Annotated in this window: 18 protein-coding genes and 1 pseudogene; 11 read left to right on the forward strand and 8 right to left on the reverse strand. The window is 74.4% G+C overall.

The window, feature by feature from the left end; all coding sequences use genetic code 11:
- Position 1: 1 nt before the first annotated feature.
- Positions 2–2,827, forward strand: a complete 2,826-nt coding sequence (locus AB0L21_RS14260; RefSeq protein ID WP_365710819.1) for an NHLP bacteriocin export ABC transporter permease/ATPase subunit — start codon at positions 2–4, stop codon at positions 2,825–2,827.
- Here the strand turns inward: AB0L21_RS14260 and AB0L21_RS14265 are convergent.
- Positions 2,824–3,648: a ribonuclease BN gene (locus AB0L21_RS14265; RefSeq protein ID WP_365710817.1), complete on the reverse strand. Its 825-nt coding sequence runs from the start codon at positions 3,646–3,648 to the stop codon at positions 2,824–2,826. The genes AB0L21_RS14260 and AB0L21_RS14265 overlap by 4 nt on opposite strands.
- A gap of 193 nt (positions 3,649–3,841) precedes the next feature.
- Between AB0L21_RS14265 and AB0L21_RS14270 the strand changes: the two genes are divergently transcribed.
- Positions 3,842–4,960: a galactosyldiacylglycerol synthase gene (locus AB0L21_RS14270; RefSeq protein ID WP_365784176.1), complete on the forward strand. Its 1,119-nt coding sequence runs from the start codon at positions 3,842–3,844 to the stop codon at positions 4,958–4,960.
- Positions 4,961–5,159: 199 nt separating this feature from the next.
- Here AB0L21_RS14270 and AB0L21_RS14275 read toward each other — a convergent pair whose 3' ends face one another.
- Genes AB0L21_RS14275 through AB0L21_RS14285 form a run of 3 tightly spaced genes read right to left on the reverse strand, consistent with a single transcriptional unit; the run spans position 5,160 to position 7,716 of the window.
- Positions 5,160–5,939 (reverse strand): polysaccharide deacetylase family protein, encoded by a 780-nt coding sequence (locus AB0L21_RS14275; RefSeq protein WP_365710813.1) that lies wholly within the window; start codon positions 5,937–5,939, stop codon positions 5,160–5,162.
- A gap of 7 nt (positions 5,940–5,946) precedes the next feature.
- Positions 5,947–6,870 (reverse strand): DMT family transporter, encoded by a 924-nt coding sequence (locus tag AB0L21_RS14280; protein WP_365784177.1) that lies wholly within the window; start codon positions 6,868–6,870, stop codon positions 5,947–5,949.
- A gap of 6 nt (positions 6,871–6,876) precedes the next feature.
- Positions 6,877–7,716: an SDR family NAD(P)-dependent oxidoreductase gene (locus tag AB0L21_RS14285; RefSeq protein WP_365710810.1), complete on the reverse strand. Its 840-nt coding sequence runs from the start codon at positions 7,714–7,716 to the stop codon at positions 6,877–6,879.
- A gap of 165 nt (positions 7,717–7,881) precedes the next feature.
- Here AB0L21_RS14285 and AB0L21_RS14290 point away from each other — a divergent pair.
- From AB0L21_RS14290 to AB0L21_RS14310, 5 genes and pseudogenes are all read left to right on the forward strand, one after another.
- Positions 7,882–8,025, forward strand: a pseudogene (locus tag AB0L21_RS14290) (MFS transporter); the annotation flags it as partial.
- Positions 8,026–8,164: 139 nt separating this feature from the next.
- Positions 8,165–8,341, forward strand: a complete 177-nt coding sequence (locus AB0L21_RS14295; protein WP_365710808.1) for a hypothetical protein — start codon at positions 8,165–8,167, stop codon at positions 8,339–8,341.
- A 176-nt stretch (positions 8,342–8,517) separates the two neighbouring features.
- On the forward strand, positions 8,518–9,579 hold the full coding sequence (locus AB0L21_RS14300; RefSeq protein WP_365784179.1) for an iron-containing redox enzyme family protein: 1,062 nt from the start codon (positions 8,518–8,520) through the stop codon (positions 9,577–9,579).
- A gap of 21 nt (positions 9,580–9,600) precedes the next feature.
- Positions 9,601–10,254: a HemK2/MTQ2 family protein methyltransferase gene (locus tag AB0L21_RS14305; RefSeq protein WP_365710804.1), complete on the forward strand. Its 654-nt coding sequence runs from the start codon at positions 9,601–9,603 to the stop codon at positions 10,252–10,254.
- A gap of 154 nt (positions 10,255–10,408) precedes the next feature.
- On the forward strand, positions 10,409–10,573 hold the full coding sequence (locus AB0L21_RS14310; protein ID WP_103816469.1) for a CDGSH iron-sulfur domain-containing protein: 165 nt from the start codon (positions 10,409–10,411) through the stop codon (positions 10,571–10,573).
- A gap of 209 nt (positions 10,574–10,782) precedes the next feature.
- Here AB0L21_RS14310 and AB0L21_RS14315 read toward each other — a convergent pair whose 3' ends face one another.
- A complete protein-coding gene (locus AB0L21_RS14315; RefSeq protein ID WP_365710802.1) occupies positions 10,783–11,217 on the reverse strand; it encodes a protease inhibitor in 435 nt (144 codons plus the stop codon).
- 454 nt (positions 11,218–11,671) lie between these two features.
- Between AB0L21_RS14315 and AB0L21_RS14320 the strand changes: the two genes are divergently transcribed.
- Together AB0L21_RS14320 and AB0L21_RS14325 are read left to right on the forward strand one after the other, a co-directional pair.
- Positions 11,672–13,273, forward strand: coding sequence for a cytosine permease (locus AB0L21_RS14320; protein ID WP_365784181.1), 1,602 nt, complete (start codon positions 11,672–11,674; stop codon positions 13,271–13,273).
- An 82-nt stretch (positions 13,274–13,355) separates the two neighbouring features.
- Positions 13,356–14,534, forward strand: coding sequence for a lactate 2-monooxygenase (locus AB0L21_RS14325; protein ID WP_365784183.1), 1,179 nt, complete (start codon positions 13,356–13,358; stop codon positions 14,532–14,534).
- Positions 14,535–14,906: 372 nt separating this feature from the next.
- Here the strand turns inward: AB0L21_RS14325 and AB0L21_RS14330 are convergent, their stop codons facing one another.
- The 3 genes from AB0L21_RS14330 to AB0L21_RS14340 all read right to left on the reverse strand — a co-directional run bounded on the left by AB0L21_RS14330 (position 14,907) and on the right by AB0L21_RS14340 (position 17,412).
- Complete coding sequence (locus tag AB0L21_RS14330) at positions 14,907–16,454, reverse strand: RICIN domain-containing protein (protein WP_365784185.1); 1,548 nt, start codon at positions 16,452–16,454, stop codon at positions 14,907–14,909.
- A 337-nt stretch (positions 16,455–16,791) separates the two neighbouring features.
- On the reverse strand, positions 16,792–17,169 hold the full coding sequence (locus AB0L21_RS14335; protein ID WP_041666033.1) for a toxin Doc: 378 nt from the start codon (positions 17,167–17,169) through the stop codon (positions 16,792–16,794).
- 3 nt (positions 17,170–17,172) lie between these two features.
- A complete protein-coding gene (locus AB0L21_RS14340) occupies positions 17,173–17,412 on the reverse strand; it encodes a hypothetical protein (protein ID WP_030344647.1) in 240 nt (79 codons plus the stop codon).
- Between the two features lie 202 nt (positions 17,413–17,614).
- Between AB0L21_RS14340 and AB0L21_RS14345 the strand changes: the two genes are divergently transcribed.
- On the forward strand, positions 17,615–18,118 hold the full coding sequence (locus AB0L21_RS14345) for a methylated-DNA--[protein]-cysteine S-methyltransferase (RefSeq protein ID WP_365784187.1): 504 nt from the start codon (positions 17,615–17,617) through the stop codon (positions 18,116–18,118).
- Positions 18,119–18,129: 11 nt separating this feature from the next.
- Complete coding sequence (locus AB0L21_RS14350) at positions 18,130–18,852, forward strand: 2OG-Fe(II) oxygenase (RefSeq protein WP_365784189.1); 723 nt, start codon at positions 18,130–18,132, stop codon at positions 18,850–18,852.
- Positions 18,853–19,137 lie beyond the last annotated feature (285 nt).

The raw sequence follows: 19,137 nt of genomic DNA on the forward strand, positions 1-19,137 counted from the left end.
GATGACGACTGTCCAGGAGGGGTTCGACGGCGACCTCGTCCTCGGGGCGCTCGGCTCGCTCGGCACGCGGTTCGACTGCGCCGGTCTGAGCCGCCTGGACCTGGAGGGTCCGCAGGTGCTGTGGCTGGTCGCGGCCGGCGCCCTGGACCTGTACGCGGTGGACGCCGCCCAGCAGGGCCACTGGCACCACCTGGGCCGGCTGGAGGCGGGAACGCTGCTGCTCGGCCCGGTCGCCGGCCCCCAGCACACCCTCGTGGCCCGCCCCGTCCGGGACTGCGTGGTGCACCGCGTCAACCTGCGCGAGCTGTACCAGCCGGCGCAGACCCAGACCTGGTCGTACGACGAGTACGGCAACCCGCAGTACGTGCCGCCGACGTCGAGCCCGCTGGAGTACGCGCTCGCCCTCGGCGTCGGCCGTGGCCTGTCCGTCCTCTTCCAGGCCCCGCTGGCCGAGGAGCGGGCGACGGCCCCCGCGGACGACGACGTGTTCTGGATGCAGGTGCCGCCGGGCAGCGTGCAGTACGGCTCGCTGTACGGCGCGGAGGCCGCCGCCGATCTGCTGATGGACCCGGCGCTGTGGCAGAGCATGGTGGACCAGCAGTACCGGCTGCTGACCGCGCTGGACCGGTGGATCGAGCAGCTGGAGCGCACCCACGAGACCCGGACGGCCGCCGGGATCAAGGCCGGTGAGGCGGTCCGCGCCCAGGCCGACCGGACCCTGCTGGCCTCCATCGGCAAGCGCTCCTCGCGCCGTACGACGGCCGCCGACGCCGACGCCACGTACGCGGCCTGCAAGCTGGTCGCCGAGGCGGCCGGCATCCGGCTCGCCGAACCCGCGCAGAGCGGCACGGAGAGCGACCGGCTGGACCCAGTGGAGCGGGTGGCGCTGGCCTCCCGGGTGCGGACCCGGGCCGTCCGCCTGGACGGGCGCTGGTGGCGGGAGAACGTGGGCCCGCTGGTCGGCCACCGGGCGTTGTCCGGGGCGCCGGTCGCGCTGCTGTGGCGACGCGGCGGCTATGTGGCCGTCCACCCCGGGACGGGGCGCGAGACACCCGTCGAGAAGGCGAACGCGGAGGAGTTCGAGCCGCGCGCGGTGATGTTCTACCGGCCGCTGCCCGACAAGCGGCTCGGGCCGCTCGGGCTGCTGCGGTTCAGCCTGCGCGGCACCCGCGCCGACCTGCTGAACCTGCTCCTCGCGGGGCTGGTGACGGTGGCGATCGGCGCGCTGGTGCCGATCGCGACCGGCAAGGTGCTCGGCGAGTACGTGCCGAAGGCGCAGGAGGGCCTGATCGTCCAGGTGTGCCTGGCGGTGATGGTGAGCGGGGTGGTCGCGGCGGCGTTCACGCTGCTGGAGAACCTGTCCATCCTGCGCCTGGAGGGCCGGATCGAGGCGGCGCTGCAACCCGCCGTCTGGGACCGGCTGCTGCGCCTGCCCACCCGTTTCTTCACCCAGCGCTCGACGGGTGAGCTGGCCAGTGCCGCGATGGGCATCAGCACGATCCGCCGGCTGCTGGCGGGCGTCGGCCCGGTCGTCGCCCAGTCGGTGACCGTCGGCGCGATGAACCTCGCCCTGCTGTTCTGGTACAGCCCGGCGATGGCGACGGCCGCGATCGGGATGCTCGTCGTCATCGCGGCGGTGTTCGGCGGGCTCGGGCTGTGGCAGGTGCGCTGGCAGCGGCGCCTGGTGGTGCTCGGCAACAAACTCAACAACCAGGCGTTCCAGACCCTGCGCGGGCTGCCGAAGCTGCGGGTGGCGGCGGCCGAGAACTACGCCTACGCGGCCTGGGCGCGCCAGTTCGCGCACAGCCGGGAACTCCAGCAGAAGGCCGGCCGGATCAAGAACCTGACCACGGTCCTCGGCGCGGTCTACCTGCCGGTGTGCACCCTGCTGATGTTCATGCTGCTGGCGGGCCCGGCCAAGGGGGCGATGTCGGCGGCGGACTTCCTCGCCTTCAACACCTCGGTGACCATGGTGCTGACCTCGGTCACCCAGCTGACCGGCGCGTTCGTGTCGGCGGTGGCGGCGCTGCCGCTGTTCGAGGAGATCAAGCCGGTGCTGGAGGCCACGCCCGAGGTGCGCACGGCGAGCACCCGCCCCGGTCCGCTGTCCGGCGCGGTGGAGGCCCGCCGGCTGTCCTTCCGGTACGCCGACGACGGCCCGCTCGTGCTGGACGACGTGTCGTTCGCCGTACGGCCGGGCGAGTTCGTGGCGGTCGTCGGCCCGAGCGGCTGCGGCAAGTCCACGCTGCTGCGCCTGCTCATCGGCTTCGACCGGCCGGTGTCCGGCAGCGTCCTGTACGACGGCCAGGACCTGGCGGCGCTCGACCAGTCCGCGGTGCGCCGCCAGTGCGGGGTCGTCCTCCAGCACGCCCAGCCGTTCACCGGCTCGATCATGGACGTCATCTGCGGCACCGAGCCGTACACGCCGGAGGAGGCGATGGCGGCGGCCGAACTGGCGGGGCTCGCGGAGGACATCAAGCGGATGCCGATGGGGCTGCACACGATCGTCGCGGCGGGCGGCGCGGTCTCCGGTGGCCAGCGGCAGCGCCTGATGATCGCCCAGGCCCTCATCCGGCGCCCGCGCATCCTCTTCTTCGACGAGGCGACCAGCGCCCTGGACAACGACACCCAGCGCGTCGTCATCGACAGCACCCGCAAGCTGAACGCCACCCGGATCGTCATCGCCCACCGGCTGTCGACCGTCATGGACGCCGACCGGGTGATCGTGATGGAGGACGGCAAGGTCGTCCAGCAAGGCACCCCGGCGGAACTCCTCGCGGACACCGGGGGCCGGCTGCACGAGCTGGTGCGCCGGCAGCTGGCCTAGAACCCGTCGTCACCCGGCTGAGCCGGCTCGTCGTGGTGGTGGGACGGCACCCAGTGATGCTGGGTGAACCAGCGGCCGAACAGGGCACCGCCGTAGATCACGAAGCCGACGCCGATGAGCCAGGACTCGACGACGAGCACGGTGCCGACGGCGCCGTAGCTCAGGGCGTTGGTGACGATGAGCGGGGTGAACACGAGGTAGGAGAAGGCGCGGAGGCCGGCCAGGCCGATGACGGTGGCCACGGCGCCGGGCAGCAGCGAGCGCCAGTGGACCTGCCCGCCGAGCAGGAAACGCTGCCCCCACCAGAAGAACAGCACACCGATCAGCGCGGAGAACACGATCCGCTGCGTCCCGTGCAGCGTCGACTTCGTCGCGACCTCCTGGTAGAGGTACGCCGTCAGCACCACCAGCCAGGTCGCCTGCCGCCACACCCGGTGCCAGGGGCCGGCGGCCAGGCCCCAGATCCGCTCGTAGGCGTTCTGCACGCTGCCGCCGAAGGACACGCCGAAGACGGCGAGCAGGACGCCACTCCACACGCTGGTGGTGCCGATGACCTTGCGCGGGGGGCTGATGACGTCGGTGACGACGTGGGCGGACCGGCCGGACAGGCCCATGCCGTCGGTGAGCCAGGAGGCGAAGCCGCCCCGTACCAGCGGGTCGGCCGCGGCGACCACGATCAGCAGCGGTGCCAGCGTGATCAGGGCCAGGGTGGCGAAGCCCATGGCCCGGTGCATCAGCTCCAGCTCCCGGCCGTGTTCGAACAGGGCCCGCAGGCGTACCCACTCCCATGCGCGATGCAGGCCGCGCCGCAACCGCCTCACGGCTCCTCCCGCTGCTCGCCGCCCACCACACGCTCTTGGTGCCGATTCATCCAGCCTGGCACGCGCCGCGCGACTCGCAGCCGGAGGGCGGGCACCGGCACGGCGCGCTGCTGCGCACGGGTGACCGTCCCGCCGGGCGACACGGCCGGCGGGTGCGCGGTTTGCGCGTCGCGGCGGCGGAGAATCGGACTCCGTGCCTACCACCGAGGACCCGCCGGGCGGCCGGCGGCGCATGCTGATCGTGAGCGCGAGCATGGGAGCCGGTCACGACACCGTGGCCGCCGAGCTGGCGCGGCGGGCCGCCGACCGGGGCCACGAGGCCCGGGTGGCCGACGTGCTGACGCTGCTGCCGTACGGCCTGGGCACGGGGCTGCGCCGCGGCTACCAGGCGTCGGTACGGCACCTGCCCTGGCTGTACGGCGGCGTCTACGGCGCGTTCCTGCGCGGCGGGCCCGGCCGGCGGCCCAGCGGGGTCCCGCTCGCCCGGCTGGCCGGGGACCGGCTGACGGAACTCGTGGACCGGCTGGGCGCCGACGTGGTGGTGTCCGTCTTCCATCTGGCCGCACAGCTGACCGGGCATCTGCGGGAGCGGGGCGGGCTGCGGGTGCCGAGCGCCGTCTTCCTGCTCGACTTCGCGGTGCACCGGCAGTGGCTGCATCCGGGCAACGACCGGTATCTGTGCCTCACGGACGCGGCGGCGCGGGAGGTGCGCCGGTTCCTCGACGTGCCCGTGGTCACCACCGGGCCGGTGGTCGCGCCCGCCTTCCGTGCGCCGGCCCCCGGGGCGGCCCGCTGGCGGGAGCGGTTCGCGCGGCGGGCGCCCGGCCGGCCCCCGGTGCTGCTGTCCGCCGGTGCCTGGGGAGCGGCGTCCCGCCCGGCCGGCACCGCACGGCTGCTGGCGGCGGCCGGCTATCTGCCGGTGGTGCTGTGCGGCCGCAACGAGCGGCTGCGCGCACACGTCTCCCGGGAACCGGCGGCGCTGGCCCTGGGCTGGGTCGACGACATGCCGGGCCTGCTGGCCGCCTGCTACGCCCTGGTGGACAACGCGGCCGGCCAGACCGCCGTCCAGGCCCTCGCCGCGGGCCTGCCCGTGATCGCCCACCGCCCGCTCCCCGGCCACGGCACGGACGGCGTACGCCGCATGACCGAGCTGGGCCTGTCGGAACTGGCCCCGGACGCCCCCGCCCTGCTGGCGGCACTCGGGCGGCTCGGGGAGAACACCCGGGAACGCGCGGACCGGGTGGCCCGCGCCCGCACCTTGTTCCGAGGGGACGCCCTGGACTGCGTGACGGATCTGGCGACGAACCCGTGAGCCGATCGGTGCCGGACGCCGGCGGTCACTCCCCCACCACCCCGCCCGGAACCGGAACCGGCCCAGGTCACGGAGAGGTCCCACCGTCAGCCCGCAGTCCCGGACCACCGCCGGCAGGAAACACCCAAGGTCGCGTCGGCAACCGGAGCCGAGTGCTGCGCCGACGGCCTGAGAGCACCCGGCCCCCAGCACCACCCCGTCACTCCCCCACCACCCCGGCCGGCACAACCACCCCGCCCGGAACCGGAACCGGCCCATGGTCACGCAAGGGTCCCACCGTCAGCCCCGCCTCCCGGCAGTCCCGGACCACCGTCGGCAGGGCGGCCAGGGTCGCCTGCCAGCAGCCGGGGGCCGAGTGGCGGTCGGAGTCGTGGAGCAGGACGGTGCCGCCGCCGCGCAGGTCCGCGGCGACCCGGGCCCGTACGGACGCGGGCGTCGCGTCGGCCGTCCAGTCCCTGCCCCAGGCCGACCACAGCACCGTCCGCAGTCCGGCCCGCCGGGCGGCCAGCCAGCGGCTCGTGGTGAGTATGCCGTACGGCGGGCGGTACCACCGCGGGCGGTGGCCGGTGAGGTCGTGCACCGCGCGGACGGTCCGGGCGACTTCCTCGGCGTCGCGGGCGAACGCCGGCCACCAGGGCCGGTGGTGGGTCCAGCCGTGCACCCCCAGCTCGTGCCCGCGCCGTACCGTCTCCCGGACCACCGCGGGATGGCGGACCGCCTGCTCGCCGAGGACGAAGAACGTGGCCCGCACGCCGAGCTCGTCGAGCGCGTCGAGGAAGCGCGGGGTCGACACCGGGTCCGGTCCGTCGTCGAAGGTGAGCGCGATGTGCAGGCGGGGGCCGGTGCCGGCGAGCCCGGGGAAGAGCGGCAGCCGTACGCCCGGGAGCCAGGTGGCCGCCGGGCCGATGTGGGCCGCGGCGACTGCGGCGGGCAGCAGGACGGCGGCCGTCCGCACGGCGCGGCCGGACACGAGGGACATCGGTGACCTACCTCCTCGGGGTGCGCGGGAGAGCGGCGGAGGAGCCGGGGGACTCCCTCGGGTCCGTGGCGTCCCACTCCCCGCCGACGGACGGCGAGTGGACCAGGCCGATGCTGCCCGCGCCGATCAGGGCGACACCGATCGCCTCCGGCAGCAGACTCAGGCCCAGGTGGATCGATTCGCCGAACAGCACCCAGCCGAGCACGACGCTGGTGAGCGCGTCGCCGAGGGTGAGCGCGGGCTGGGAGGCCGTGAGCGAACCGGCGCCGAGCGCGCCCTGCAGCAGCAGGAACGCGACGAGTCCGGCGGCCCCCGTGGCGTACAGCGACCAGTGCCCGAACATCTCCGCGGGCCCCTGCCCGAGCCGTCCCACGGCCTCCTTCAGCAGCGCCGCGGTCAGGGCGAAGGACACGGCGGAGGCGAGTCCGAGCAGCGCGGCCCGGGACGCGCCCCGGGCCGGGCGCGCGATCACCACGAGCAGGACGACGACGCCGAGCGCCCCGCCGCCGCCCAGCAGCCAGTCCCCCGGCCGCGCGGTGGCCCGGCCCGCGGACGGCGCCGCCGCCAGGAGGAACAGGGCCAGCCCGCCGGCGAGGGCGACGAACGCCAGCCAGGTGCGGGGGTCCGGGCGGCGCCGGAAGACGACACTGCCCACGGCCAGCGTGAACAGCAGTTCGGCGGTGAGCAGGGGCTGGACCAGGGACAGGCTGCCCACGGCCAGTGCCCCGGCCTGCAACAGGCTGGACAGCCCCAGGAGCCCGGCACCCGCCAGCCAGTAGGGTCTGCGCAGCAGATGGGCGAACCGGCACACGGCGGACCCCGCCCCACCGCCCTGGTCCGGCTCCTGCACGGCGGCCCGGCGCTGGAGCACCGACGCGGACGCGTTGGACAGGGCCGCGAGCAGGGCGAGCAGGACCGTCAGCGCGGTCATGGCCGCTCACCCGAAGCGGGCGGCGAGCCGCCGGTAGAGTCCGGGCGCGGCACCGCGCACCCGGGCGGGCAGACGCAGCCACCCGGGGACGTACACCTCGTCCCGGCCGTGCAGGACGGCGGCGCAGACCGCGTCGGCCACCCGTTCGGCGGACACGGGCCTCGGCCAGGCGCGGGTGTAGGGGGTGCCCCTCCGGTCGAAGAAGGGGGTGGCGACGACGCCGGGGATGACATGGCTGACGCCCACTCCGGTGCCGCGCAGCTCGTACCGCAGGCAGTCGGCGAAGGTGGCCAGCGCGGCCTTCGCGGCGGAGTAGACGGCCTCGCCGCGCACGCCCACGCTGCCGGCGAGGGATCCGATGAGCACGACGCGTCCGGAGCCGGTCGCGACCATGTGCGGCAGCACGGTCCGCACCAGGTGCACGGTGGCCAGCAGGTCGACCGCCACGATCTCGTCGATGCGCGCGGCCGGCATGCCGGTGAAGTCCCCGGCCCAGCCCACGCCGGCGCCCGCGACGAGCAGGTCCAGCCGTCCGAGGTGGTCCAGGGCGAGGCCGGCGAGCCGGCGGTCGGCGCCGGGCCGGGTCAGGTCGGCGGGCAGCGCGACCGCACCGGCCTGTGCGGCCACCTGCTCCAGTCGGGTGACGTCGCGTCCGTTCAGGGCCAGCCGCCAGCCGCCCTCGGCGGCCAGTCGGCGGGCCACGGCCGCGCCGATGCCCGAGGAGGCGCCCGTCACCAGGGCGGCACCGCCCTGGCCCGGGCACGGGGCGGTGTCCGCCGTTCCGGCCGGGGCCGGGAGCGGCCGGGTGTCGTTCGACGGTCCTGCGGGGGACGGGGCATGGGACATGGTGACGACCTCACTGCGACGGCGTTGCACGGGCTCGCGAACTCCGGGGCCGAACCTTCGCGGTGTATCCAGGGCGCCACACACTGAAACACCGCGCACGGCGAAGTGGGCCGCAATAGAGAAACGTTGCCGTTTCGCCGACTACCTGGCCCGCCGGGACGCTGGCGGGCGCAGGCCCCGGTCGAGAGCTGCGCCACCGCCTTCTGGTGGTCGGCGGTCCTCGTCGGCGCCGGCGCGGTCATCGCCTTCCTCTGCTTCCGGCGCGTGGTGCCGCGGCAGGACGCGGGCGCCGCACCCGTCGTCCGCATGTGTCAGCCGTCGCAGTCCAGTCGTGAGGGGCCGCCGTCGGCGGGGAGACGGCGGCTCGTCGCCCTGTCCGGGACACGCTTGGGACGCCGCCGTCGGGTAACTCGCAGGGGAGATCACCTCGCCGACGGAAGGAGACGTCATGCCTGGCGGGAACGGCCACGACGACCACGAGGACCGGCCGGAGACGGCCCTGGAGGAGGTGCTCCGGGAGGTCGAGGAGGCCGAGAAGCGCGACGAGGACAAGGCCGCCTCGGGTGAGGCCGGGGACGCCATCACCCCGAACACCGGGGCGCAGGAGCAGGCGAAGGGCGACTGAGGTCGGCCGGGCGGCGCGCCCCAGGGCGCTCCGCAAGGCCGGCACGGGACTCGCTGATCGCTGAGGGGGACCGGCGCGACGGGCGGGTCGACGGCCCCGTCCGGCCTCCGTCCGGTGACCTCCTCAGGGTGCGGTTGATCACTACTGCTTTTCCGCGGGGCGGGTACCCGTGCCGCATGAACCACCACGTGCGAGGACCCCTGCTGCCCCCGCCCCGAGGCCCGCTCTCCGCCGCGGTCACCGCGTACCTGCGCGGCACGGGCCCGCTCCCCGACCCCGCGGACGCCGGGGCCGCCGACCCGTACGGCGACGACCTCCAGCTCGCCCTGTACCTCTGCTACGAGCTGCACTACCGCGGCTTCGCCGGTGTCCCGCCGCAGACCGAGTGGGACCCGGAGCTGCTGCGTGTGCGGGCCGCGCTGGAACACCGCTTCGGCGCCGCACTGCGCGCCGACACCCCGGTCCACGACAGCCTGGACGACGCGCTCGCCGCCCTCCTGGTCGAGCCGGCCGAGGGCACGGGGGTCACCCACTTCCTGTGTGCCGAGGGCGAGCTGTGGCAGGTGCGGGAGTACGCGGCGCTGCGTTCGCTGTACCACCTGAAGGAGGCCGACCCGCACGCCTGGGTGCTGCCGCGGCTGTGGGGCCGGGCGAAGGCGGCGATGGCCGCGGTGGAGTACGACGAGTTCGGCGGCGGCCGGGCCGAGCGGGTGCACGCGCGCCTGTTCGCCGACCTGATGAGAGACCTGGGCCTGGACACCACGTACGGCCGGCATCTGGACGCGGCCCCGGCCGAGATGCTGGCCGTCGTCAACCTGATGTCCCTGTTCGGCCTGCACCGCGACCTGCGCGGCGCGCTGGTGGGCCACTTCGCCGAGGTCGAGATCACGTCCTCGCCGGGCTCCCGCCGGCTGGCCGAGGCGATGCGCCGCACCGGCGCCGGCCCGGCCGCGGAGTTCTTCTACGACGAGCACGTGGAGGCCGACGCGGTGCACGAGCAGGTCGTCCGGCACGAGGTGATCGGCGGACTGCTCGCCGAGGAACCGGAGCTGGCGCCGGACATCGTCTTCGGGATCGACGCGACCGAGTATCTGGAGGACCGGCTGGCCCGGCGGCTGCTCGCCGACTGGCGCGCGGGACGGCCGTCCCTGCGGACGCCCCTGGACTCCCCCGTGCGCACGGCACCGGAATCATCGCCGGGGACCCCTCCGGAACAGGAGATGTCCCATACATCATGACTCCCGGGGTACCCGCGCGATGTGATCGCATTGGTACTTCCGGGTGTGTACGCCCCGCAGGACGACACGGAGCTGCTGGCCGAGGCCCTCCGCGAGGAGGCGCCGCCGCCCGGTGCCCGGGTGCTGGACGTCGGCACCGGAAGCGGTGCGCTGGCCCTGGAGGCGGCTCGCCGGGGCGCCGCGGTGACCGCGGTGGACGTGTCCCGGCGGGCGGTGTGGACGGCCCGGCTGAACGCGTGGCTGACGCGGCTGCCGGTGCGCATCCGGCGCGGCAACCTCTTCGCACCGGTGCGCGGCCGGACGTACGACCTCATCCTGGCGAACCCGCCCTATGTCCCGGCGCCCGACGCCGGGCGGGGGCCGCATGGCCGGGCCCGGGCCTGGGACGCGGGGCGCGACGGGCGGCTGCTGCTGGACCGGATCTGCCGGGACGCGCCGGCGCTGCTGCGCCCCGGAGGGGTGCTGCTGATCGTCCACTCGGCGCTGAGCGGTCCCGACCGCACCCTGGAACTGCTGCGGGCGGCGGGTCTGAAGGCCGCGGTGGTCCGGCGCCGCTGGATCGCCTTCGGCCCGGTGCTGCGCTCCCGGGAGGACTGGCTGCGCCGGAGCGGGCTGCTCGCGCCGGCCGAGAACAGGGAAGAGCTGGTGGTCATCCGTGCCGAACGACCCTGCTGACTCCAACGGCCCCGCTGTCTGTGGCGGGCCCGCTGTCTCCGGTGGTCCCGCCGGCTCCCACGGCCCTGTCGGCTCCGCGGGCGCCGCCGACTCGGCGGCGGACGCCGCCCCTGCCGGCCCGGCGGCGAGGGCTTCGGCCGACCGGGCCCGGCGGATCACCGTGCAGCGGCGCGGGCCCCTCCTCGTGGAAGGGCCCGTGGAGATCGAACTGGAGGACGGGACCACGGTCTCCTCGGACCGCTTCCGCGTCGCTCTGTGTACCTGCCGGCGCAGTCGCCGCTACCCCTGGTGCGACACGAGTCACCGGCGCAAGGCCTGAACACCTGGTTGAAACAGATTGTTTTTCGCCGCTCCCCGGGCGGTCCCCCACGGACCGGCCCGGGGAGCGGCTGTGTGCCCGGGCCCGGCGGGCGGCCCCACTCCGCCCGCCGGCCCCGGTGCGAGATCGCAGGTTCCCCGCTCCAGGGGGCCGCACTCCCCAGTTGCGGGCCTGATCCGGGGTCCACGGGGACCCGTGCGATCCCGGTCCTAGAAGGCGAACAGGCTGCCGCCGACGGCGTCCCTCATGCACGCGTTGCCGAAGGTGCGCTCGTAGGTGACGCGCTTGCCCTGCCAGACACCCTGGACGGTGACGACGACGGGGTCGTAGACCTTGGTGCACATCACGTCGTCGGCCGGTTTCAGGGCGTCCGGTTCGCCGCCGACGCCGCGCAGTTCGGCACAGGCCTGGGCGGCGGCCGGGTGGGTGCCGGAGGCTGTGGGGGCGCAGGTGAGGGTGACGGCGCGCTCCGGGGTGGCCGTGGCCGCGTCGTTGCCGTGGCCGGTGGTGAGCACCAGCGCCGAGGGGGCGTAGAGCGACGACGGGGCGGCGCCCGGTGCAGCGACGGCGGCCCCGGTCAGGGGTCCGCAAACGGCGGCGGCCGTGAGGCCGAGGGCCGCTGCCCAGCGCGCGGTGTTCCGCATTGTGTGCATCCTTCCGCTCGAACAGTCGGGTTGCCGGCTCCGGTCCGGTCGGGTGCCGGAGCGGCGAGCGCCACTCTGCCGACTCCATCGGCGAAACTCACATCGAACCCATGGGTTTCAGTAACCTTTCGTGTTCAATCAGTGGCGTGAAGTCACGGAATTCGAACGCCGTGACCCCGGAACTGAGCGGTTCCCCCGCCGCGGAAGCGGCCGGGTGGCCGAAAAACAGCTCTTCGTTAATCGTCCTGAAACATTCCGGCTCCGACCGCGCCACGCCCCTACATGACTCCTCGTGTTCATGAAGTGATCACCAGCCGCCGGTGCCTCCGCCATCCAGCCGATGGGCGATTCATCCATAGGCGGCGCGAAAGATGGATGAACCGTCCACTGGATCACACGGTTCCGCCCGCCGTACCGTCAGCGCACCCCGCTGCCGTCCCCCGCTGGAGCGCCCGTGTCCGCACCACCCGAACCACCCGCCGCGTCCGCCTCCTCGTCCGGACCCGCCCTCACCGAGGTCGAGGCCCACGGTGTGGAACGCATCCCCGACGCCGACCGCACCGCGACCCCGCGGGACCTGTTCCGGCTCGCCTTCGGCGGTGCCAACACCTTCTCCACCTGCGTCCTCGGCGCCTTCCCGATCCTCTTCGGGCTCTCCTTCTGGCAGGGCCTCGCCGCCACCGTGCTCGGTGTCCTCGCGGGCGCGCTGATCCTGTGCCCGATGGCGGTGTTCGGCCCGGTCAACGGCACCAACAACGCCGTGTCGTCCTCGGCGCACCTCGGTGTGCACGGCCGGGTGGTCGGTTCGTTCCTGTCCCTGCTGACGGCCGTCGCGTTCTTCTCGCTGTCGGTGTGGAGTTCGGGCGACGCCCTGGTCGGCGGCGCGCACCGGCTGTTCGGCCTGGAGCGCGGCAACCTGTCGTACATCGTCGCGTACGCGCTCTTCGCCGGTCTGGTGCTCGCGGTGTGCGTCTACGGCTTCCGGTTCATGCTGTTCGTCAACAAGATCGCCGTGACCTCGGCGAGCGTGCTGTTCCTGCTCGGCGCGGTCGCGTTCGCCGGCGACTTCGACGCGTCGTACGCCGGGGTGTTCACGGCCTCGGCGGACGCGGCGACGCGGTCGATGTTCTGGCCGTCCTTCATCGGCGCGGCGCTGATCGTGCTGTCCAACCCGGTGTCGTTCGGCGCGTTCCTCGGCGACTGGTCGCGCTACATCCCGGCTTCCACCCCGCGCCGCCGGGTGGTCGGGGCCGCGTTCCTCTCCCAGCTCGCGACGCTGCTGCCGTTCGTGTTCGGTCTGGCGACGGCCAGCATCGTGGCGACGAAGGCGCCGAAGTACGTCGACCCGGCCGCGCCGGACTTCGTGGGCGGGCTGCTGGCGATCTCGCCGAGCTGGTTCTTCCTGCCGGTGTGCCTGCTGGCGCTGATCGGCGGCATGTCGACGGGCACGACCTCGCTGTACGGCACCGGCCTGGACTTCTCCTCGGTGTTCCCGAGGCTGTCGCGGGTCCAGGCGACGCTGCTGGTCGGCGTGTTGTCGATCGCGTTCATCTTCGTGGGCCGGTTCGGCCTGGACCTGGTCCAGTCGATCTCCACCTTCGCCACGATGATCATCACCTGCACCACGCCCTGGATGGTCGTGATGATGCTCGGCTTCTGGACCCGCCGCGGCTGGTACGACCCGGACGCGCTCCAGGTCTTCAACCGCCGTCAGCGCGGCGGCCGTTACTGGTTCGCGCACGGCTGGAACTGGCGCGGCATGACCGCGTGGTGGGTGTCGGCGCTCATCGGTGTGCTGTTCACGAACATCCCGGGCCAGTTCGTGGGGCCGCTGGGCGGTCTGGCGCACGGCGTCGACATCAGCCTGCCGCTGTCGCTGCTGGCGGCCGCGGTGCTCTTCCTGGCCCTGCTGTGGCTGTTCCCCGAACCCCGTGCCGCGTACGGCCCCGAGGGCGCCCGGCTGGTCCGTACCGTGGAGGTCCCGGTGCCACCGGTCACCGGGCCGGGAGCCGGTGCCGGCGCCCCCGCGCCCGTGCCGGCGGGCGGGGCCGGCTGACGCGACCCGGTGCGGCGCCGTCCGACGTACCCGTCGGTATCGTCGGGGGCGCACGCGGCCGACGACGCGCGGGAGTTGACGGATGGCACGGCACTGGGCGGACTTCCAGTACGAGATCTACCTGAACGGGATGACCGGGGCCGTGCCCCGGCTCCCCACCGATCTGACCCGGCTGGAGGAACTGGCCGAACACCGGCTCGGCCCGGGCCCGGTGGGCTATGTGGCGGGCAGCGCGGGCGATGGCGGCACGGCCCGCGCCAACCGGGAGGCACTGGCCCGGCGCCGGATCGTGCCGCGCATGCTGCGGGACGTGCACGAACGCGACCTCACCACCGAGGTGCTCGGGCGGACCCTGCCGGCACCGCTCGCCCTCGCTCCCGTGGGTGTGCTGTCGATCATGCACCCGGACGCCGAGACCGCCGCCGCCCGGGCCGCCGCCGCGCAGGGCGTGCCGTACATCCTGTCGTCGGCGTCGAGCACGCCGATGGAGCGGGTCGCGGAGGCGATGGGGGACGCCGAGCGGTGGTTCCAGCTGTACTGGGGCAAGGACCGCGAGGTGACCCGGAGTTTCCTCGCGCGGGCACGGGCGGCCGGCTTCTCGGTGCTGGTCGTCACGCTGGACACCCCGCTGCTGGCGTGGCGGCCCCGCGATCTGGACCAGGCCTACCTGCCGTTCGTGCACGGCGTGGGCACCGCCAACTACTTCACCGACCCGGCCTTCCAGGCGGGCCTCGCCAAGCCGGTGCACGAGGACCCGAACGCGGCGGTGCTGCACTTCCTCGGCCTGTTCGGGGACGCGAGCCACACCTGGCCGGACCTGGCCCTCCTGCGGGAGCAGTGGGACGGGCCGATCGTCCTCAAGGGCGTCCTGCACCCGGACGACGCCCGGCTCGCCGCGGACGCCGGGATGGACGGCGTGGTGGTCTCCAACCACGGCGGCCGGCAGGTGGCCGGTTCGGTCGCGGCGGCCGACGCGCTGCCCCGGGTCGCGGACGCGGTGGGCGACCGGCTGACGGTGCTGTTCGACAGCGGGGTGCGCACCGGCGACGACGTCTTCAAGGCCCTGGCCCTGGGCGCACGGGCGGTCCTGCTCGGGCGCCCGTACGTCTACGGCCTGGGCCTGGACGGTCAGGCGGGCGTGGAGCACGTCATCCGCTGCCTCCTGGCGGAGTTCGACCTGACCCTGGCCCTGTCGGGCCACGCACGCCCGGGTACGGTGACGCGGTCGGACCTGGAATCCGACGGGGGCGCGGCCTCCTGAGGGACGCGGGTCGGTGTCGGCGTGCCGCTCACCCAGGACACGGGCGGCACTGTCGCCACGGGGGTCCTGACCGGGGCCGCCCATGGGACCGCCCATCGGGTCCTGACCCCTCGCGTCCTGACCCCTCGGATCCTGGGCCCGTCGGTCCGGGACCCTGCGGGCCGACCTGACCGCCGGGGCCGGCGGGCAGCTGCGGGGCACCGCTCGGCAGCTGGGGCGGGCCCCCATGGGCCACCCCTCTGCCGCCGCGGCGGGCCCGATGTCCCGGCGGGCACCGGAGCGCCGGGACCTCGCATGCCCTGCTGCTGGTTCTGCTGGTTCTGCCGCCGGTCCGCGGCGGACCGGCGGCCGGCGAGGCGATCTGCCGCAGCCCTACGGCGAGCCGCCGGAGACCCACCGTTGCCCGGCGGACCCGTCCCGGACCTTGACGACGAGGTCGGCCCCCGCCTGGTCGCCGCCGGCGGCGAGCGCGAGGGTCCGGTCCCACCGCGGCAGCAACTCGCCCTCCGCCGTGAGGTCGTAGCGCACGTCGTCGCCCCGTTCCGACCCGGCGTCGGCGCAGCGGCCGAGGAGCACCACGCCGGCGTCGGCGTGCGAGTCCAGGCACAGACCCGTGTCGGCGGCACTGCGCAGCAGCCCGTCGGTGTCGTACGTCCACCGCTGCGTGGCCGAGCCCGAGCACCCGGCGAGGACGGCACTCGCCCCGGCCTCCGGCGTGCCCTTGACGTCCAGGCACCGGCCGGCGGCGTTGCGCAGCGGACCCGGCCGGCCGGTGGCGGGCAGGCCCGTGGCGCCCGCCGGGGCCGACGTGCCGGGGACCGCGCTGGTCGTGGCGACCGGGGCGGTGCCGTCGTCGCCGTCCGGCCACACGCTGACCGCGAGGACGGTGGCGAGCAGTCCGGCCGAGGCCACGCCGACCCCGGTCAGCAGCGTCCGGGACGACCATGCGGTGCCGGGTGCGCGGTGCGCGGACACCCCGGCGAGGAACCGGGCCGGCAGCCCCCTTCCGCCCTCCTCGGTGCCGCGCCGGACGCCGCCGCGGCGGCGTCCGCCGGACCGCCGGGAGCCGCCACGGGCGGGGCCGGGGCGGCGGCCGGGGCGCGATTCGAGGTAGCGGCGGGCGCCCCAGCCGAGCACGGCCTCGGCGAGCAGTACGCCCAACGCCGCGTCCGCGTGGCCCAGTTGCTCGGCCGCGTGCCGGCAGTAGGCGCAGCCGGCCAGGTGCTCCTGGACATCGGGCAGCAGCGCGCCGCCCCGGCGTATGGGGACGTCGAGCAGGCGGTTGTAGTAACGGCACTCCTTGCCGGGCGCGAGTTCCCGGTGGGCGCGTACCAGGCCCTCGCGGAATTTCTCCCGGGCCTGTTCGAGCGCGGCGGTCGCGTTCCGGATGTCCACGCCGAGCAGTCCGGCGGGCACGTCCAGTGGCTCGGCCTCGACCTCGGCGTGCCACAACAGGGCCTGTTCCAGCCGGGAAAGGCCGTGGAAGGAGCGGTCGGAAAGGGCGCGGTTCTCCGGTACGAGCGGTTGCGCGGCGCGCATCCCGCGGCCCCCGGCGGGTTTGCCGAGTCCGGGGAGCACGGCGGTGATCCGGTCGGTGCCGGACCAGTTCAGGACCGTGTCGCGGACGGCCACCAGCAGGCGCGGCCGCAGCGCGTCGGCGGGTTCGCCGAGCGCCAGCCGGCCGAGGACCTGGTGGAAGGCGGTGGCGGTGACCATGTGGGCGAGGGGTCCGGAGGCGGCCAGGCAGATGACCGCGTACTCCTGGGCCGGCTGCCAGTGCCGGGCCATCAGGAGGGCGGCCGACCGGGAGGCCTCCGCGTCGGAGCCGGCCCGGAGCGGACCGGCGAGGAACTCGTCGGATTCCCCCGGATCGGCGCCGGACGGCGGATAGGGAGGACGAGGGGGGTGGGGGGTGAGCACGGAGCGGATTCCTTTTGGCGCGTGGTGCGAGCGGGAAATTCAAACCGCGTTTGAACCCTTGCACACCTTCCACACGGGCAACAAGGCACACGGAGGACATCAGCCGGTTTGAAAGAAAGTCAGAATCAGGGCCCCGGCCGGCCGTTGTCGCGAAAGCGGCCGGATTTCTCATGCGCCCCGTGTGAAGCGCGCGCACACGTCCACCGGACGCGCACGCTCCCGCGGCGGGCGGCCCGGTAGTGGACTGGGTGCCGGTCCTCCTCGGAAGGCCCGTCCCCGGCCGGCGGCTCCCGGCGGCTTCCCCCGCCGGCCGGGGACAGGGCGGGCCCAGGGCGCGTCAGATCTGCCAGGAACGGAGCCGGTCGGCGGCGCCGTACACGTCGGTCTTGCCGGAGATGAGGTCGCGGGCCAGATCGACGAGAGCGCCGTAGGGCGGGTCGATGCCGACGCCGCTGACGAACATGTAGGCCACGGCGGTCGCGCAGGCGAAGCGGGCGTTGGCCGCGGGCAGCGGCTTGAGCACGGCGAGGGTGTGCAGCAGCGCGGCGGCGCGCCAGGCCGCGTCGGAGTCCACGCCGAGCCGGGGCGGGTCCACCCGGTGCCGGGCGACGGCGGCGACCAGCGCGGAGAAGTCGTCCACGGCGGGCTGGTCGGGCAGGACCTCCTCGTGCCGCTGGAGCAGCCACGGGACGTCGATATGGATGACGGAGGGCATCGCTCAGGCGGCCTCGCCCTTTGCGGGGCGCTCGTCGTCGGGGAAGGCCGCCGCGAACTCCTCGGCATGGCCGGCGAAGAAGCGGCGGAACGCCTCGGCGCCCTCCTGAAGGGCCCGGTGCCGGGCGATGTCGGCGGCGGCGGCCTCGCGCACGAGGGCCTTCATCGACGTACCGCGCTCCTTGGCGATCTGCCGCAGGTCCTCTAGTTCCCGTTCGCTGAACTCCACGTTGAGAGCTGGCATGCCCCTCACGGTACCGCGCGGGTACTCACGCGTAAATATGCCCAGGTCACCAGGCCTACGGTGTGGTACCGGCCCGGGCCGAGGGTCATGTCCGATTCCCGCCGGTGGCACGGCCGGCGGCGCAGCAGACTCGACAGCGCGGAAGCAGCCGGAGGACCCCGAAGAACACCGAAGAACACCGAAGAAACAGGTAGGAGCGCCGATGGAGACGCACACCGTGCACCCGAGCCCGCTGGGCGACCTGCTGCTGACCGGATCCGTGCCCCCGGCCGGCCGCCTCACCCTCGCCTCGCTGTCCCTGCCCGGGCAGCGCGGCGCGCCCGCGGTGCGGCCCGGGGACCGCGACGACCGGCCGTTCACCGAGGCGCACCGGCAGCTGGAGGCGTACTTCGCGGGCCGCCGGACCCGCTTCGGCCTGCCGCTGTCCACCGCCGGCAGCCCGTTCCAACGGGCCCTGTGGCGGGCCCTGGACGACATCCCGTACGGCACGACGACCACGTACGGCGAACTGGCCGCCCGGGCCGGCGTGCCCCGTTCCCAACTGCGCGCGCTGGGCCGGGCCCTGGGCGCCAATCCCCTTCTGCTGGTCCGCCCGTGTCACCGGGTGACCGGCGCGGACGGCTCGCTGCGCGGGTACGCGGGCGGGGTCGAGCACAAGCGGTGGCTGCTGACGCACGAGGGCGCGCCGCAGCCGGCGCTGCCGTGAGGGGAGGACCCATGACGCTCACCCCGGCCGGGGCCGACCGCCGGGCCGCCCGCACCGACTGGGCCGCGCTCGCCGCCGAGCTGGACGAGCACGGCAGCGCGCCCACCGGCCCGCTGCTGACGCCCGCCGAGTGCGCGGACCTGGCCGCCCTGTACGACGAGCCGGGACTGTTCCGCACCACGGTCGACCTGGGCCGGCACCGGTTCGGCTCCGGCGAGTACCGCTACTTCACGCACGATCTGCCCGCGCCGGTCGCCGCGCTGCGTGCGGCGCTCTATCCCCGCCTGCTGCCGGTCGCCCGGGACTGGGCGGCCCGGCTGGACCGCCCGGCGCCCTGGCCCGACTCGCTCGACGCGTGGCTGGCGCGCTGTCACGCGGCCGGCCAGGACCGGTCGGCGCAGATCCTGCTCAGCTACGGGCCGGGCGACTGGAACGCGCTGCACCGGGACGTGTTCGGGGAGCTGGTCTTCCCGCTCCAGGTGGTGATCGCGCTGGACGCGTACGGCACCGACTACACCGGCGGTGAGTTCCTCATGGTCGAACAGCGCCCGCGCGCCCAGTCCCGGGGTACGGCGAGTGTCCTGCGTCAGGGGCACGGGCTGGTGTTCACCACCCGGGAGCGCCCCGTGCGTACCCGCCGCGGCTGGTCGGCGGGGGCGATGCGGCACGGGGTGAGCGCGGTCCGGTCGGGGCGGCGGCGCACCCTGGGCCTGGTCTTCCACGACGCTGTCTGACCGCCCCGATCAGCGCGTGACCGACATGGCGGCTCTCCCTCATCAGGGCCCAGAAGTACTCACAACTGATCGTGACCAAACAGATTCTGACGTGCCGCCACACACGATCGTCAAGGGTCCGGAACCTTACGCGTACGGCCGACGACACATCGGCCGGATTTGTTCCCTTGACCGTGCCCCGACATGTTCGACGGGTCGGCCGGGCAGCCCCGGATCGGCGCTCACGGGCGGGCGCGAAGCACTAGGCTGGTACGCGAGTGGTGCCACCTGTTCACTGTGAGTGTG

The sequence above is a fragment of the Streptomyces sp. NPDC052721 genome (assembly GCF_040678315.1).
Classification (GTDB): Bacteria; Actinomycetota; Actinomycetes; order Streptomycetales; family Streptomycetaceae; genus Streptomyces.